Raw genomic sequence first — 14,036 nt, 5'->3', positions numbered from 1 at the left:
CCCCGGCCATCGGCGACCCGGCCGGCACGGCAACTGTCCGCTAATGGATCGAATCTGCCAGTGACGGCCGGCGGGAACTGTCAGACGTCGCCGAAGACCGCCAAGACTTCCCGAGGGACTTCTTGGGTGACTTCTCCAGGACCTTCGAGGGACATCTCACGCGCGGACACCGGCCCACCCACGACAGTCCACCACCGCCGGTGGATCATCAGAAAGAACACCGACCCGCCGCGAGGACGCCGTCACGATGAGTTCCGCGCCCCGAACCCTGCTGGCGTCTCTCGTCGCGCAACGCGGCTGGACCGTCGACCAGTTCTGTCGCGCCTTCACCAAAACCGCCGCGGCCATCGGCGCCGACACCTACGGCATCACCGACCGCCAGGCCAAACGCTGGCTCGCCGGCACCCTGGCCACCCAGCCCTACCCGGTGTCCCGCCGCGTCCTCGAAGCCATGTTCGACACCGACGCCCTCGCCCTGCTCGGCCCTCCAGACACTCCGCCACGGCGTGACCCAGCCCGCACCACACCACACGGGATGGCTCCACTTCCCTCGACGGGTGACGATGGACACACGCCGATCGCCCCGGACGAGGAGGTGAGCCCGACGCACCGCCGCGACCTTCTCAGCGCTGGTGTTCTGCTCACCGCGACCGGAGCCGTCATCAGCCCAATGGACCGAGCCGCGGGCATCTCCCGGGCAATTGCCGCGTCCGCGCCTGACCCGCTCACCCTCGCCCAGCTTGAGCACGGCATTCACCAACTTGTGACGCTCTACGACGTGACGCCTCTGGGCACGCTCCTGGACCCGATCGAGCAAGCGTGGAACCGCGCCGAGACCCTGTTGGAGACCTGCGTGTCCGGCGCCGGCCGGCGGGATCTCGAACGTCTTTCAGGGTGGTACGCCTACTATCGCGGACGCCTTGCCCATGAGAAGGGGGACGAGGGGACCGCCCTCACATTCCTCGTGCTCGCTGGCCAGCATGCCGAGGCCGCCGGGGACACCCTGCTCGCCGGTTCCGTCGCCGACGTGCGGGCAGCGCTCGCGTTCTTCGCCGGCCAGTTCACGGCGGCCGCGGCCATCGCTCGCCACGCCCTGCCCGCCGCCCACCCTTACGTCCTGCCCAGCCTCGCCAGTCAGATGGCCCGATCGCTGGCCCAGACCGGCGACGCGGACGGCGCTCTCGCCGCCCTGCGGACCATGCGCGACAACGTCTGGACTGGAGAACAGCTACCCGGACCCGCCCCCAGCGACGAAGAAGCGTATGAGGCGTACTGCGCCCTGGCACTCGGCTACCTGGGACGAGGAGACGCTGCCGAGCGCCACGCTCACCGCTCTCTTGCCCTACTCAGCCGAACCGGGCGCCATCTCCAACTCGCGGGGAGCCATCTCGCGCTCGCCCGGGCCTTCCTCCGTCGTCCTGAGCCTGAGCCTGAGCAGGCAGCCGCCGCCCTGCGGGACGCCCTAACGGTGGCCAGAAACAACGATCATGGCAGGACCGCGAACCGCGCCGCCGCCCTCTACCGCCACCTCGTAACCAAGTCGGACTGGGCACGGCTCCCCGCCGTCCGCGACCTCGGCGACCAGCTACCCGCCCGCGAAGCGCTACCCCCAGCCGCCACCATCTGAGCGGCTGACCAGCGGAACCATCCTCCAAGATCGCCGTTGCAGAATCTCCGCACGTTTCAAGTCGATGGTGAAAGCCCAGCCCTGACCGCCTCGGACCGCCACCGGGACCGGCCGTCCGCCACCACCCGCCGCGTCGTTAACGGCAGCCGAGTGTTGACGGGTTGACGGGGCGGGTAGGTGACCCAAGCAAATCTACCGTCGGCAGATCGCGAACTAGGGAAGGTATCGCCACCGCGAGCGCTCGACGAGCGCTTACGGCTCCTATACTTCGGGCATGCGCACGCTCGGCGACTACCTTGAGCTCTCAAACGAGGCCGTGGACGAGCAATGGGCGCAGATCCTGGCACGGTCGCCGCTGCCTCCAGGAAAGAGGCAAGAAGACTTCACCCCGATCGAGGCACTGCTCTGCTTTTTCGGGTCACTAGTCGTGAACGCGAGCCGGTACGGCAGCACGACCGCGCACAAGGCCCCAACACCGGTTCCTGAACTTGCCGTACTCTTCCGCCGCCCGCCCAGCTCGGTTCTCTCGAAGATGTCGAACCTCAGTGGCGCCTGGGCGCATGGCGCCAAGTACGAGGTGGCGGTCTCGACAAACCTGCTCACCGACCGGGGCTTGGCGGAAAGCCTCTATCAGAGGATCCTCGAGTCGGCGCGGGCTCACGGAGTCTCCGAGCTTGACCTCCCCGACTTCATTGGCTCCGAGTTGGCCATTCTCGACCAGAGCCAGGTGTCAGACACAGAGATCGCCCAGGCGGCCAACGAGAGCACGCAGACGAGTGGCGCCACGGACACCGGGGACAAGACAACGCAGGCCACTCGCGAGGTCGCGGTCCGTATAGGGCAGTTCAAGTTCGCGCGGAGTGTCCTGATCAACTACGGCTACCGGTGCGCCTTCTGCGGCTTCTCGCCAGGGCCAGGGCTCGCCGGCAGGAGGCTTTTGCGTGCTTCGCACATCAAGCCCTGGCGAGCATCGACCAACGCGGAGCGCGTCGATGTCGCGAATGGTCTCGCCGCGTGCCCGAACCACGATGCCGCGTTCGACACCGGACTGCTGCACGTAGAGGACAACCTGATCATCGGGATCTCGCCGGCGCTGCGATCTTCGATGGCCGCGAACCCGATCCTGGCGGCGGCCTTCACCCCGCCGATGCTCGCTGAGACGCTCATCCTGCCCGAACGGGCGACGCGTCCAGCCATCCGGTACCTCACGTGGCACCGGCTTAACCTCGCCGCTTCCGACCCCGAGGCTGTCTGACGCTCGGTTAGAACCAGCCGCGTAGATCGGCGCGGTCCCGCCCGCACTTCCACCGGGCGAGGGCCGGCACCATGCTGGCCGCGTGACGGCGGGCGACTCCGGTCCGCCGTTCTCTCGCCGGATTCCCCGACGCGGCCGCGCGGAAGGTCCACAGGCCTGCGACGTAGCTGGCGAACACGGGCGGATTACACAGGGCCGGCGGGCTCCGGGCGGCGCCCGCCTTCGTCTGCGACGAGCCAACCCCGACGGCAGGTGACCAGGCTCAGCGTCGACAGACACCGGCGTCGGCGGACTCCTGCTGATCAAGAGGGCCCACACCAGGTACTGTCGTACCAGACAGTGACGGAGTCGTCAGTGTGGCGTTCCTTGAGACGAGGGGCCTGGGAGTTCGCACATGACTGATACAGACGTCGGGATCCCACCCGACTGGGTGGCGGGCTGTCGCCGGATCCCTCCGGGAGGCCGCGCGTCGCGATTGCCCTACTCGGGTCGGCTCCTGCGCCAAGATTGGCCCAGGAGGTGCGATGAGGCCGCGACGGACCCGGACCGCCGGAGCGCGTCATACGCGACCCGGCGCAGGGCGGGTGGACGTATGACCGGCCCACGGGGCGGGGGTGGTCGGGGAACCGTGCGTTCACCGGCGAGGCCGGTGCCCTTCGTGCCACGGCTGCGGGTGCGGGACTTCCGCTCTATCGCCGACTGCGACCTAGCCCTCGGCCCGCTGACCGTCGTGGTCGGGTTCAACGCCTCCGGGAAGTCGAACCTGCTGGATGCTCTGCGGTTCGTCGCGGACGCGGTGCGGACCTCGCCGGTGCGAGCAGTCGAGGACCGTGGCGGCTTGGACGCGCTGCTGCGGCGCGGCCGCGACGGCCAGGCCGAATCGTTCGAGATCGTTCTCGACCTGCTCCTGCCCCCGCTGAGCGAGGGCGGCGAGGCGGTCGAGGCAACCTACGGCTTCGCCATCGGCCGGGGAGACGACCCGGGGATGTCGCTGGCTGTGCTGCGGGAGCGTTGCCGGGTCGGCTCAGCGGACGGATGGGCCGACACTCCAGGCCGTCCCCGTGCGCGGCTGCGCTTGCCGGCCGAGGCGACTCGGGACGACCGGTTCGCCGCCGTCGAGGAGTCGTTGCTTGCCATGCGCTTCTATGACCTTGAAGCGGACGCGCTACGCGCCTTGGAGGAGGGCACCGGCCGACGGTCCGAGCTCGGCCCGTCCGGCGGGCACCTGGGCCAGGTTCTCGACGCCATGGCGACCGCGGACCGGGCGGGCAAGGAGCGGCTGGACGCATACCTCGCCGGGCTGGTGCCAGGGGCGGTCGGGATGGACGAGCGGCGGGAGGGCCGGTACTCGACCGTCGAGGCCCGTTTCCGGCACGGTGAGGCCGTCGAAGAGGTCGACATCGTCCCGCGGGAGTCCCTGTCCGAGGGGACGCTGCGCGCCACGGGCGTGCTCGCCGCGCTCTTCCAACAGCCGGTCTTCACCGGCCAGGTGTCGCTGCTCGGCATCGAGGAGCCGGAGAAGGCGCTGCACCCCGCGGCGGTCGGTGGCCTCTATGAGGCGCTTGACGACGCCGCGCGGCACACCCAGGTGATCGTCACCAGCCAGAGCTCGGACCTGCTGGACAACGAGTATGTCCGGCTCGACCACATCCGGGCTGTGGCCAGCGTCGACGGCGTCACCCGCGTCGGCGAGGTCGACTCCGCCGGCCAGGCGATCGTCGCCAAGCAGCTCATGACCATCAGCCAGCTCCACCGCGCCGGCCAGCTGATGCCAGCAGCACCGACCGGCGGGGGCCCGAGCGCACGATAAGGCGGCTGAGCCCATGACCCCGCTCAGGATCGCGACCATCGTCGAAGGACAAGGCGAGGTCGCGGCTGTCCCCGTGCTGCTCCGTCGGATCGCCGCGGAACTGGCACCCGAGGTGTGGCTCGAACTGCCACGTCCGCACCGAGTCAGTCGGCCCACCGTCGTCGGCAAGGACGGGCTTGAATCGGTGCTGGCCGTCGTCGCCGAGCAGGTCGACCAAGCGGACGGCGTCTTGGTGCTGCTCGATGCAGACGACGACTGCCCGGCGGCCCTCGGCCCGTCATTGCTCGCCCGATCGCAGATATGTCGTCCCGACCGGCGGGTTTCCGTGGTGATTGCCAATCGCGAGTTCGAGGCCTGGTTCCTAGCGGCGGCCGCGTCGCTCGCCGGCCGCCGCGGCCTCCGCACCGACCTGACGACGCCCGCGGACCCGGAAAGGCGCCGCGACTGCAAAGGCTGGCTCAGCGCTCACCGGACAGACGGACATGCCTACAAGCCACAAGTGGAACCGGCTCCATGCCGCCGACTTCGCGGCGAGCATGGCGCCGCCCGGAATCACAGAGGCACCGTCACGGGAAACTACCGACATCGTGCGAGCAAAGTGTGAAAACTATGGCGGCCGGCGTCGCCATCTCGACTCGGCTAGTCAAGGAAGGCGCGTAAAATGCCCGTCGGCACGCCCAACACGATGGAGCTTTTAGTGGCCGATCTTCCGGGACCGGTCAACGGTTGCCGCCCGGACCACCCTATCGACAGTAATATTTTCCTCGGCGGCTTGGGCGATCGCGCGTCGAGTACGTCAGCTAGATCAGCGAGATATCCACTCGCCCGCCAAGATAATCAGCGCCGAACAATCTGCGGGCCATCGGCCGAGTCTACGATTCCGGGGAGTTGACACGAAGCCTCGAAGGAGCAACACCTGGCCGCCAGCAACCCGTCCAACCGGCGTCGTGGTAGAGTTGTACTCACGCGCTTCCAGCTCACGTCGCACGCAATCTATAGCCGATAATCCTTCCAGAAACCGAATTTCATGGATGATAAATCTTGGCCCGCACCCATCCATTGGGATCCGCTGTCAACCGAGAGCCTCGCGGCTTACATCTGCTGGCATTTCGAGTCTCAAGAGGTTCACCGATTCGACCAGAACTCACCAGCTCGATTCGAAGGCGCGGGTCTTTACGCGATATATTACCTGGGTTCTAGCGTTGATCTCTACCTACCGCTAGCGGGTACTTCCATACCGCTCTACGTAGGAAGCGCGATGTCACACAACAGCGCGACGGGGCTGGGCACGAGATCGACAGCTCCACTACACGCGAGGATAAAGATCCACCACAAGTCGATTAGCAGCACTGCCGACCTGCCTATAACCGAGTTTGGAGTTCGGCGGCTCCTTCTCCCCGATGTGCATATCAGGCTCGGAGAAAATGCGCTCCGAGTTAACTATACTCCAGTCTGGAACAGTGTTCTGACGGGTTTCGGCAGCAATGAGCAGGGGTCATCTACCCGCCAAGGCCAACGGACCAAGTGGGACACTGTGCACCCAGGAAGATCTCGCTCGTACGGCGAGGACAAGCGTAGCCGGGAGATCCTCGCCGAAGAAGTGCGGACGAGAATCAAAGAACAGGTCAGCCCGGACGGAATCTAGCGCCGAATTTTTATGCTCAATGGAACTGGCCGACCAGCGAATATATCGCCCATCGCTCTAGATATATGGCCACACTCCATCGGGCGAGGAATACGCTGTAGCCAACGTTAGAGCATCCTGACCGCAGCCACGACCGCCACAGAGAGGCATCACTTATCGAAACGGGTCTGGGAGTCAATCTCGATGACCAGGTTCGCGGCTGCCTCTGGATCCGAGAGCACGTCATGCTCCCAGAGGCGGATCACGGTCCAGCCCATCGACTTAAGCTGCCCATTGACCTCTCGATCACGTTCCTTGTTGCGCTCGATCTTTGCTATCCACCACTCAGTTCGTGTAGGGAAGAGGTCCTCAAGGGAGTCGCGACCGCGGCGCCGGACTTCATCGGGGTTGCCATGCCAAAGATCGCCGTCGACGAAAACGGCGAGCTTTCGCGACCGGACCACGATGTCAGGGCAGCCAGGCACATCCTTGGCATGGATGCGGTAACGCATACGCTTCGCATGCAGCGCGCGACGGAGAGCTAACTCGGCTTTACTGTCCTTGCTTCGGATCTTGGACATCATCTTGCTCGTAACGGCCGGGTCTCGCTTGCCTAGCCGGCGTTGGGGCCGGCCGGTCGGCGTCAGTCCGTTGGTCACGTAACCCTCAAGCTAGACCGGAGTGCCTTGGCAACCGCGTTGGCGGCTATCTTGCCCAAATCGACCGGGACAGCGTTACCCAACTGGCGCATCTGCTCGCCGCGCGGTCCGGCTAGATGCCAGTCATCGGGGAATGTCATGACGCGGGCAACCTCACGAACGGTCATGTAGCGGATGGTGCCGTCATCACGACGAAGAACCGTCTCGCCGCCAGGAACTCCGTGAACGCCCGCCTTAACAGTCTTCGCGGGCAGGTCTAGATGGTTGGGAGTATGTCCCGGGTATTCGCGAGCGCCGTCCCAGCCAAAGTGATGAATCCATCCCGGGTATTCCTTCTTATGCCCAAGCGGCTCCGGCAATCCCTCAATCGCGTCCCGGAGAGTTCTCCATGGAGCGAGTTCCGGATCGCCTTCACCTGAGGATTGACGAACCGACGGTCGGGGTTTTAGACCGTGGCCCTCCCAGTACTCGCCAGTCGCCTGAGCTCGTAGAAGCGCGGACTCGCTATGAGTAGGAGGCCGCCACTCGAACTCAACGCCTAGGTCCGCCCGGACACCGATGGTGAAAACACGCTGACGAACCTGCGGGACGCCGTAGTCAGCGGCGTTCACAGGATGCACGCTCACCGAATAACGCTCGGCGGGGTTAAAACTCCTCGCCTTCCCTTCCTTCTCAAGGCGGGAATTATGATCGCTCCAGTCCTCGCCCTCATGTTTCTCGAGGTACGGCATCCGCAGGCATCGGAGCGTGTAACGCCAGTAGTCGGCAAAGCTCGGTCTAAGCAGGCCGCGGACGTTCTCCGCGAGGAATGCCCGCGGGTGAGTCTCTCGGACGGCTCGCGCGAATTCCGGCCATAGGTTACGAGGGTCTTCATAACCTCGATGAACGCCGCCCAGCGACCAAGGTTGACACGGAACGCCTCCGGCAACGACGTCTACCCGCCCCGCCCAGCGCTCGAACGAAACCTTATGAACGTCACCTTCCACAATAGGCCATGCACCTTTGTGGCGTTCGGGATCCCCATCCACATCATCGAGATCAACGGCTCGGTTCAGCCGGAGCGTCTCGCAAGCCCGACGATCGTACTCGTTAACCAGAAGGTGCCGAAACCCTACGGCATGCATGGCCTCCGCGAGACCACCACCCCCGCTGAACAACTCAAGCGACGTACTCTCCTTTGCTGGGAGACCGCCAGCGTCCCAGGGCAGAGGCAAGCACTCACCGCTAGGAGCGAACTCGACCGTCATGCCTCGGAGCTTACCGCGAGCCTCCGACGAGACTTGACTGACACGCCGGGTAAGCGCAATCTGTGACCGTGGCGATACTGACGCCTTACCGCGACGATCCCGCCACTCGGTGTTTAGACGGCAAAGTTCGGCAAAGTCAAGAACTCTCTCGCACTCGACCGCCGATGGGCGCTCTTGACTTTATCGAACCGCAAGCAATCATTCGGTTCCTTCTTCTAGGGTCAGCGGTTCAAAATGGAGTTGGAGATCACTATAGACGCTGCTAGCACCCTCAGAATCTCCGTCCTCGGCATACATGGCATCGAGCCTTTTCTCCGCTACCTCGCCGTCTTCCTTTCGCCAAACCGCCAGCGCGCTGCCGTACCGACGATTCTCCCTGTATAGAATCAGGTAACCTGGAAGCGCCGTGGCCTGCCACCCGGTTGGCAGTCCTCTGATCGCCTCCCACATTAATTCTCGCGGAGTCAGCGGGCCACCGCGCAACTCGACCGAAGAACTCGATAGATCCCTCTTGGTGGCCGGGGACTTGTCATATCGAAAGGTGAAGGGAAGGGCAAATTTGACACTTTCGAGATAGGCTCGCATCTCGCGAATACCCGCGCCCAGCGCGGGAAGTGATGCGTTCAAGTCAATAGGATATTTGGCGTCAAAATGCGCAACCTTGACCAGAGAGTCGTCACGGTTACGCCCAGGGTCGTTGTTGCCGAATCCGTTCGTGTTCCAGACAATACGACGATTCGGGTCGCGGCGCCTGTACTCTGAGATCAACATCTTTTCCGGCGCGGCGGCTTCGAGGTCCTCCTCGACGTATAGACACCTGAAAGCGACGTCCCTGATGTCGATACCATAGCGACCTGACAGCTTAATCCGATGCTTTTCAAGTCTTTCCGGCAGAGAACGGTCCGCTTTGCCGACATAGACCCTGTCACCGAGGAGATACAGCTCATAGACACCCGGACGCGGCTCAAGTCTGGCGAGGTTCGCGGTGGTGAGATGGACCGGCTCAAGATGGTCGAGAGTCTCCGCGAGTTGCGTAGCCATCGCCCGTGTGATGCTGAGCCGAAATTCTGCCTTAAAGTCCCCAGCCGGAGCCATGCGCCACAACCTACCGCACCCATCCGGCGACGCAGAGGGAAGCGCGCAAGTTGGATAACCGCGACGTACCAACGATGACCCTTACCAAGGGCATCCGACTTAGTACAGGGAGCGACGATGTGAACATCCCCCGAGCGCGCTGGGCTGGCGACTCGACGGAGGGTAGAGGGCTCTGCCAAGCGGTACGGCTTGGCGTCGATCGGTCTACCGTCGCGCGCTGGATCGCGGAGAGACCAGTCCGCCATCCAGGGATGGTCAGGCTTGGCGAGTGGCTTCCGTTCGACTGGAGGATGCTCAAGCAGTTGCAGCGACGACGCCTCACGTCGCTCGGACTCTCCAGTGACGTGACTCAACCGGTCGAGCGGGAGTCATTCGCGGAGGTCGTCGAGCACGCGATCGTCTATCACGCCCGTCCGGTGTTCGAGCGGATGTTCCGCGAAGGCTCAGCCCTTTTTGACGCAGGCCTCGTCGACCCGGATGCCCTGCGCACGGCCGTCGACCGGATCGGACCTGGCTCCTACCGCGAGGATGAAGACGCGAAGCTGCTCCAGGTCATCCACCTGGACCTCGCCGCGAGGGCCTTCCTATGACCGCCGGTGGCCTCGAACTCGCGATGCGGCCCGCGACCAGTGATGACATCCCGGCGGTGACCAGGATGCTGCTCGCGCGGTGCGAATGGCTTGAGGAGCGCGGGTTGCCCACCTGGCGGGCGAGCGTCGGCGACCTCGCCGGTCAGGCCGACAACCCCGACGGCACGAAGTGGCTGCTCGTCCATGACGATCGCACAGTGATCGGCTGTACCACCATCCTGGACAGCGCCCCGCCCTGGGGCTGGACCGCCGAGGAACTTGCCGAGCCGGCCCACTACCTCTACACGACGGCAACCGACCCGACCTATCGCGCCGTTCAGCCTGGAGCCCTCATCGCCCTGTGGGCCGTCGACCGTGCCCATCGCGAGGGCCGCCGCTGGGTCCGCCGCGGCTGCCTTCACCCCGCGCTGGTCCGCTACTACGAGAACCAGGGTTTCACCCTTCGCTACAAGGTCCAGCGCACCCACAACCTCGTCTACCTGCTGGAGCGCCCAGCCGAATCTCTGCCAGATCTCCAGATCGCAACAAGATCTACGTTATCGGCAGGTGAACACCGGGGGTGACGTTCGGATCGGCTCGCGGCCGGCGAGCGCCGGACGTCAGCTCAGCGCGAAGAAGCGGATGCAGACCATGCCGTCCTCCCGGCGGGCCATGCCGATGAACACCGTCGAGGTCAGCCAGGCGTGGGCGGGGGCGCCGGTCCGGAACACCGGCGAGGTCCGGAAGTAGAAGTTGGTCTCATCCAGCGGCTCGCCGGCCCGCAGCCGTTCCATCGCCTCGGGGCTGACATACCCGATGCCACGGTTGTGGACGTCGATGATCCCGCCGTCGTCGGCCCGCACCAGGTATCGGGCGTCCAGCTCCGTTTCCCCGCGCCGCGTCGTCGCCCAGTCCCCGCCGTAGGGCAGTACCTCACCGTTCAGCCGTGGGCCGGTGACCGTGCCGCCGGTGATCGGAATGAACCGCAACTCCTCGTCAGGTCCGTGCGTGACCTGCACCGGCTCGGCGATCTCGACACGCGCCTCGAAGGCAAAGGTGAGCTCAGGCTCCAGCAACGGCACGGCGACAGCTCCTTCACAAGAAGGGACGGCACGGTCGGGTCCCGACCGCATCCGCCGCGCGCTTGCGCGCTGACCCGACCGGTGAGCACGACGAGAGCATCAGCAGAGCAGCGACCGCCCCAGCGGCGCAAGCGCGGCCGCCGGCTCAGCGGCGCAGCGGGACGGAGAGGTTCTCGGCGGCGTCGGAAAGCTTGATCGCGTGCTCGACGAGCTGGACGAGGGTGCTCTTCACCGCGGCGGGATCCCGGGCGTCGCACAGCACCACGGGCACGGCGATCGACAGCGTCAGCGCATCCCGGACGGAGGTGGCGGTATGGCTGGCCCGCCCGTCGAAACAGTTCACCGCGACGAGGAACGGCACGTCCCGGTCCTCGAAGTAGTCGATGGCGGGAAAGGAGTCGGCCAGCCTGCGGGTGTCGGCGAGCACGACCGCGCCCACCGCCCCGTACGACAGGTCGTCCCACATGAACCAGAAGCGGCCCTGTCCCGGCGTGCCGAACAGGTAGAGCACCAGCCCGGTCGGGAGGGTCATCCGGCCGAAATCCATCGCCACTGTGGTGGTCGTCTTGTCCGGCAGGTATTCGGTGTCGTCGACGCCGATGCTGGCGGTGGTGAGCATCGCCTCGGTGGTGAGTGGCTCGATCTCGCTCACCGCGCAGACGAACGTCGTCTTGCCGACGCCGAACCCGCCAGAGACGAGAATCTTGACGGGCAGCGGGACCGCGGCGAGGTCACGCGGAGCGGAGACCATGGAGAACCCTTCTCAGAAGCTGGCCGTCGGGCCGTTCACTGGTCGTCGGTGGCCGGTGCAGCCGGACGTGTCCCGCGCTCGCCAGGTCGGACACGAGGACCCGCGCGACACCGAGCGGTATGCCGACGTGGGCGGCGATCTCCGCAACCGACTGGTACGTCTCGCATAGCCGGACGATGGCGGCCTCTTCGTGCTCGAGCATCCGGATGGCTTCGATGCCGCTGGTCGTCGCCGACACCAGGGTCTCGAGTGCCAGTTCCCGGTGGGAGGGCTCGGTGCGTCCTCCGGTCAGAATGTAGGGACGGACCACGAATCCGTGGGGGCGTCCACGCCATGGCGCCATCGACGTTTCCGATCCCGGCTCAGCGCGGTAGCGCGGCCTGCAGTTCGTGCCGCAGCGACGGGGTGAGCACGTCCCCGACCCGCCGCACCAGCATCGCCATCTCATAACCGATGAGGCCGATGTCGCTGCGGGCCGAGCTGAGCACCACAAGGCAGGAGCCGTCGCTGATGGCGTTGACGAACAGGAAACTTCGGCTCATCTGCACGATCGTCTGCACGACGTCGCCGCCGTCGAAGTGGCGGCCGGAACTCTTCGACAGGCTGGCGAAGGCGGAGCCGACCGCCGCGAGCTGCTCGGCGCGGGAGCGCTCCAGCCCGTCGGAGCGGATCAGCAGCAGGCCATCCGCGGAGACCACGATGGCGTGCTGGACGGTCGACACACGCTGGACCAGGTCCTCGACGAGCCAGTTGAGGTTGCTGGCCTCCGCGCTGAGTTGAGTCATGCCTGACCTCGCAGTCGTTCACGGTCTGCCGCTAGAGGCGGCGGAGGGCCTTCGTGGGGTAGTCCAGGACGCGGTCGGCGACCGTGTGCTCGGCGTCCGACCCGCCGTCCCGGTGGTTGACGTCCTGGTGGTTGACGTCCTGCCGCCCGCTGGCCTGGTGTCGCCGGCGGTCGTATGCCTGGCCACCGACGTCGGCGGCCCGATGGCCCATCGGGTCGGCCCGGCCGCGGTCGAAGCCGGACTGGTAGCCGGACAGCATCGCCCGGATCTCCTCGGGTGACGGCGCGGCGGCCTCGGACGACGGGGTCGCCACCCGGAGAGCACCCATCGTGGCCCCCGGCTCCCGACGCAGCTCGGCCGTGAGGTGCTTGCGGGGGACCCGCCGGGGAAGGCCGTCCACGGTCAACCCGCCCGGGACCACCTCGGCCGGTCCGCCGCCCACGCCGCCGGGTGGGCGTGATCCCGTCGGGCCGTCCTCGGCGGGTATCCGGGACGCGGGCGAGGGTGGCCAGGCGCGGCGGCGGTCGCCGCCGATCGGCCCAGCACCCGCCGCCTCCGGCTTCCCGTCGACGACGCCCTGGACCGGTATCCCGCCGGTGTCGGTGACCGGTGTCCCGCCGGTGTAGGTGTAGGTGCCGCCGGTTTCGGCCTCGGCCTCGGGAACGTCCTCGACAGGCCGGATCAGCTCGCGGCCGACCAGCACCACCGCGGTCACCCCGCCGAACACCGAGTCGCGCAGGCAGACCCTGATCGAGTGGCGGGCGGCCAGCCGCCCGACGACGTGCAGGCCGAGCCGGTCGCTGGTCGACGGGTCGAACGCCGGCGGGTCGTCCAGCCGCTCGTTGTGCCGGGCCATCTCGCCCGGGGTCATCCCCAGCCCGCGGTCCTCGATCTCGATCACGTAGCCCTTGCCGACCTCACCCGCCGTGATCATGACGGGAGCGTCCGGCGGCGAGAACCTGGTGCCGTTCTCGATCAGCTCGGCCAGCAGGTGGAGCAGGTCGCCCACGGCATGGCCGACGAGGGCGACCTCCGGAAGCCGGACCGCCTTGACCCGGGAGTAGCTCTCGACCTCGGCGATCGCGCCACGCACCACGTCGCGCAGCGGCAACGGCGCGCTCCAGCCGCGGCTCGGCGTCGCGCCGGACAGCACGATGAGGTCCTCGGTATGGCGACGCATCCGGGTCGCGATGTGGTCGATCCGGAACAGCGAGGCGAGTTTCGTCCCGTCGCTCTCCGAGCGCTCCATCTCGTCGATCAGCTCGAGCTGCTGATGAATCAGTGTCTGCGAGCGACGGGCCAGATTGACGAGGGTGTCGCTGAGACTTCTGCGCAGTCCGGCCTGCTCGACGGTCAACCGCACCGCGACGCTGTGCACACGGCTGAAGGCGTGCGCGGTCTCGCCGATCTCGTCGTTGGAGTCGATGTGGACCGGTTCGGTCGCCTTGGCCACGTCGACGTCGCGGCCCTCGCCGCCGGGCCCCCCCACCGCCGGCGGCCCGGCCGCGGGGCGGGGGGGCGCCGGGGGGCGG

15 protein-coding genes are annotated in these 14,036 nt (G+C 66.4%); 7 read left to right on the top strand and 8 right to left on the bottom strand.

Annotated elements, in window-relative coordinates; translation table 11 throughout:
• Nucleotides 1-247 precede the first annotated feature (247 nt).
• The 5 genes from I6A81_RS13905 (at nucleotide 248) to I6A81_RS46150 (ending at nucleotide 6,337) form a co-directional block, all read left to right on the top strand.
• Nucleotides 248-1,627 (top strand): hypothetical protein, encoded by a 1,380-nt coding sequence (locus tag I6A81_RS13905; protein WP_203000891.1) that lies wholly within the window; start codon nucleotides 248-250, stop codon nucleotides 1,625-1,627.
• A gap of 274 nt (nucleotides 1,628-1,901) precedes the next feature.
• On the top strand, nucleotides 1,902-2,882 hold the full coding sequence (locus I6A81_RS13900; protein ID WP_203000894.1) for an HNH endonuclease: 981 nt from the start codon (nucleotides 1,902-1,904) through the stop codon (nucleotides 2,880-2,882).
• A 649-nt stretch (nucleotides 2,883-3,531) separates the two neighbouring features.
• Nucleotides 3,532-4,692: an AAA family ATPase gene (locus tag I6A81_RS13895; RefSeq protein WP_203000896.1), complete on the top strand. Its 1,161-nt coding sequence runs from the start codon at nucleotides 3,532-3,534 to the stop codon at nucleotides 4,690-4,692.
• Nucleotides 4,693-4,705: 13 nt separating this feature from the next.
• Nucleotides 4,706-5,296, top strand: coding sequence for a DUF4276 family protein (locus I6A81_RS13890; protein WP_203000898.1), 591 nt, complete (start codon nucleotides 4,706-4,708; stop codon nucleotides 5,294-5,296).
• 423 nt (nucleotides 5,297-5,719) lie between these two features.
• Complete coding sequence (locus tag I6A81_RS46150) at nucleotides 5,720-6,337, top strand: Eco29kI family restriction endonuclease (protein ID WP_203000900.1); 618 nt, start codon at nucleotides 5,720-5,722, stop codon at nucleotides 6,335-6,337.
• Nucleotides 6,338-6,486: 149 nt separating this feature from the next.
• Here I6A81_RS46150 and I6A81_RS13880 read toward each other — a convergent pair whose 3' ends face one another.
• The 3 genes from I6A81_RS13880 to I6A81_RS13870 all read right to left on the bottom strand — a co-directional run bounded on the left by I6A81_RS13880 (nucleotide 6,487) and on the right by I6A81_RS13870 (nucleotide 9,263).
• Nucleotides 6,487-6,975 (bottom strand): very short patch repair endonuclease, encoded by a 489-nt coding sequence (locus tag I6A81_RS13880; RefSeq protein WP_203000902.1) that lies wholly within the window; start codon nucleotides 6,973-6,975, stop codon nucleotides 6,487-6,489.
• The gene (locus I6A81_RS13875) at nucleotides 6,972-8,222 is read right to left on the bottom strand and encodes a DNA cytosine methyltransferase (protein ID WP_203000904.1); all 1,251 of its coding nucleotides are present in this window, start codon (nucleotides 8,220-8,222) and stop codon (nucleotides 6,972-6,974) included. Before I6A81_RS13875 ends, I6A81_RS13880 begins: the two co-directional genes overlap by 4 nt.
• 198 nt (nucleotides 8,223-8,420) lie before the next feature.
• Nucleotides 8,421-9,263, bottom strand: coding sequence for a GIY-YIG nuclease family protein (locus I6A81_RS13870; protein WP_203000906.1), 843 nt, complete (start codon nucleotides 9,261-9,263; stop codon nucleotides 8,421-8,423).
• A 344-nt stretch (nucleotides 9,264-9,607) separates the two neighbouring features.
• Here I6A81_RS13870 and I6A81_RS13865 point away from each other — a divergent pair, with 344 nt between their 5' ends.
• Both I6A81_RS13865 and I6A81_RS13860 read left to right on the top strand, forming a co-directional pair.
• Entirely contained in the window at nucleotides 9,608-9,907 is a 300-nt protein-coding gene (locus tag I6A81_RS13865; RefSeq protein WP_203000908.1) for a hypothetical protein, read from the top strand.
• The gene (locus tag I6A81_RS13860; RefSeq protein ID WP_203000910.1) at nucleotides 9,904-10,470 is read left to right on the top strand and encodes a hypothetical protein; all 567 of its coding nucleotides are present in this window, start codon (nucleotides 9,904-9,906) and stop codon (nucleotides 10,468-10,470) included. Before I6A81_RS13865 ends, I6A81_RS13860 begins: the two co-directional genes overlap by 4 nt.
• Nucleotides 10,471-10,506: 36 nt before the next feature.
• Here I6A81_RS13860 and I6A81_RS13855 read toward each other — a convergent pair whose 3' ends face one another.
• The 5 genes from I6A81_RS13855 to I6A81_RS13835 form a co-directional block, all read right to left on the bottom strand.
• Entirely contained in the window at nucleotides 10,507-10,968 is a 462-nt protein-coding gene (locus tag I6A81_RS13855) for a DUF3237 domain-containing protein (RefSeq protein ID WP_203000912.1), read from the bottom strand.
• 145 nt (nucleotides 10,969-11,113) lie between these two features.
• Nucleotides 11,114-11,719, bottom strand: coding sequence for a GTP-binding protein (locus tag I6A81_RS13850; RefSeq protein WP_203000914.1), 606 nt, complete (start codon nucleotides 11,717-11,719; stop codon nucleotides 11,114-11,116).
• The gene (locus tag I6A81_RS13845; RefSeq protein ID WP_407661297.1) at nucleotides 11,700-12,029 is read right to left on the bottom strand and encodes a DUF742 domain-containing protein; all 330 of its coding nucleotides are present in this window, start codon (nucleotides 12,027-12,029) and stop codon (nucleotides 11,700-11,702) included. Before I6A81_RS13845 ends, I6A81_RS13850 begins: the two co-directional genes overlap by 20 nt.
• Nucleotides 12,030-12,081: 52 nt before the next feature.
• Nucleotides 12,082-12,504 (bottom strand): roadblock/LC7 domain-containing protein, encoded by a 423-nt coding sequence (locus I6A81_RS13840; RefSeq protein ID WP_203000918.1) that lies wholly within the window; start codon nucleotides 12,502-12,504, stop codon nucleotides 12,082-12,084.
• A gap of 31 nt (nucleotides 12,505-12,535) precedes the next feature.
• Nucleotides 12,536-14,036 (bottom strand): sensor histidine kinase (locus I6A81_RS13835; protein ID WP_323132731.1); only part of this gene is annotated, 1,501 nt, incomplete at its 5' end.

The organism is Frankia nepalensis (assembly GCF_016786325.1).
In the GTDB taxonomy this organism is placed as follows: Bacteria; Actinomycetota; Actinomycetes; order Frankiales; family Frankiaceae; genus Pseudofrankia; species Pseudofrankia nepalensis.
The sequence above is the reverse complement of the archived record's forward strand: the minus strand, read 5'-3'. Positions and strand labels throughout refer to the sequence as shown.

Coding starts and splice junctions, on each gene's coding strand:
- I6A81_RS46150 (WP_203000900.1), top strand. CDS start 5,720: ATGGATGATAAATCTTGGCCCGCACCCATCCATTGGGATCCGCTGTCA.
- I6A81_RS13870 (WP_203000906.1), bottom strand. CDS start 9,263: ATGGCTACGCAACTCGCGGAGACTCTCGACCATCTTGAGCCGGTCCAT.
- I6A81_RS13890 (WP_203000898.1), top strand. CDS start 4,706: ATGACCCCGCTCAGGATCGCGACCATCGTCGAAGGACAAGGCGAGGTC.
- I6A81_RS13905 (WP_203000891.1), top strand. CDS start 248: ATGAGTTCCGCGCCCCGAACCCTGCTGGCGTCTCTCGTCGCGCAACGC.
- I6A81_RS13900 (WP_203000894.1), top strand. CDS start 1,902: ATGCGCACGCTCGGCGACTACCTTGAGCTCTCAAACGAGGCCGTGGAC.
- I6A81_RS13860 (WP_203000910.1), top strand. CDS start 9,904: ATGACCGCCGGTGGCCTCGAACTCGCGATGCGGCCCGCGACCAGTGAT.
- I6A81_RS13875 (WP_203000904.1), bottom strand. CDS start 8,222: ATGACGGTCGAGTTCGCTCCTAGCGGTGAGTGCTTGCCTCTGCCCTGG.
- I6A81_RS13840 (WP_203000918.1), bottom strand. CDS start 12,504: ATGACTCAACTCAGCGCGGAGGCCAGCAACCTCAACTGGCTCGTCGAG.
- I6A81_RS13865 (WP_203000908.1), top strand. CDS start 9,608: ATGCTCAAGCAGTTGCAGCGACGACGCCTCACGTCGCTCGGACTCTCC.
- I6A81_RS13850 (WP_203000914.1), bottom strand. CDS start 11,719: ATGGTCTCCGCTCCGCGTGACCTCGCCGCGGTCCCGCTGCCCGTCAAG.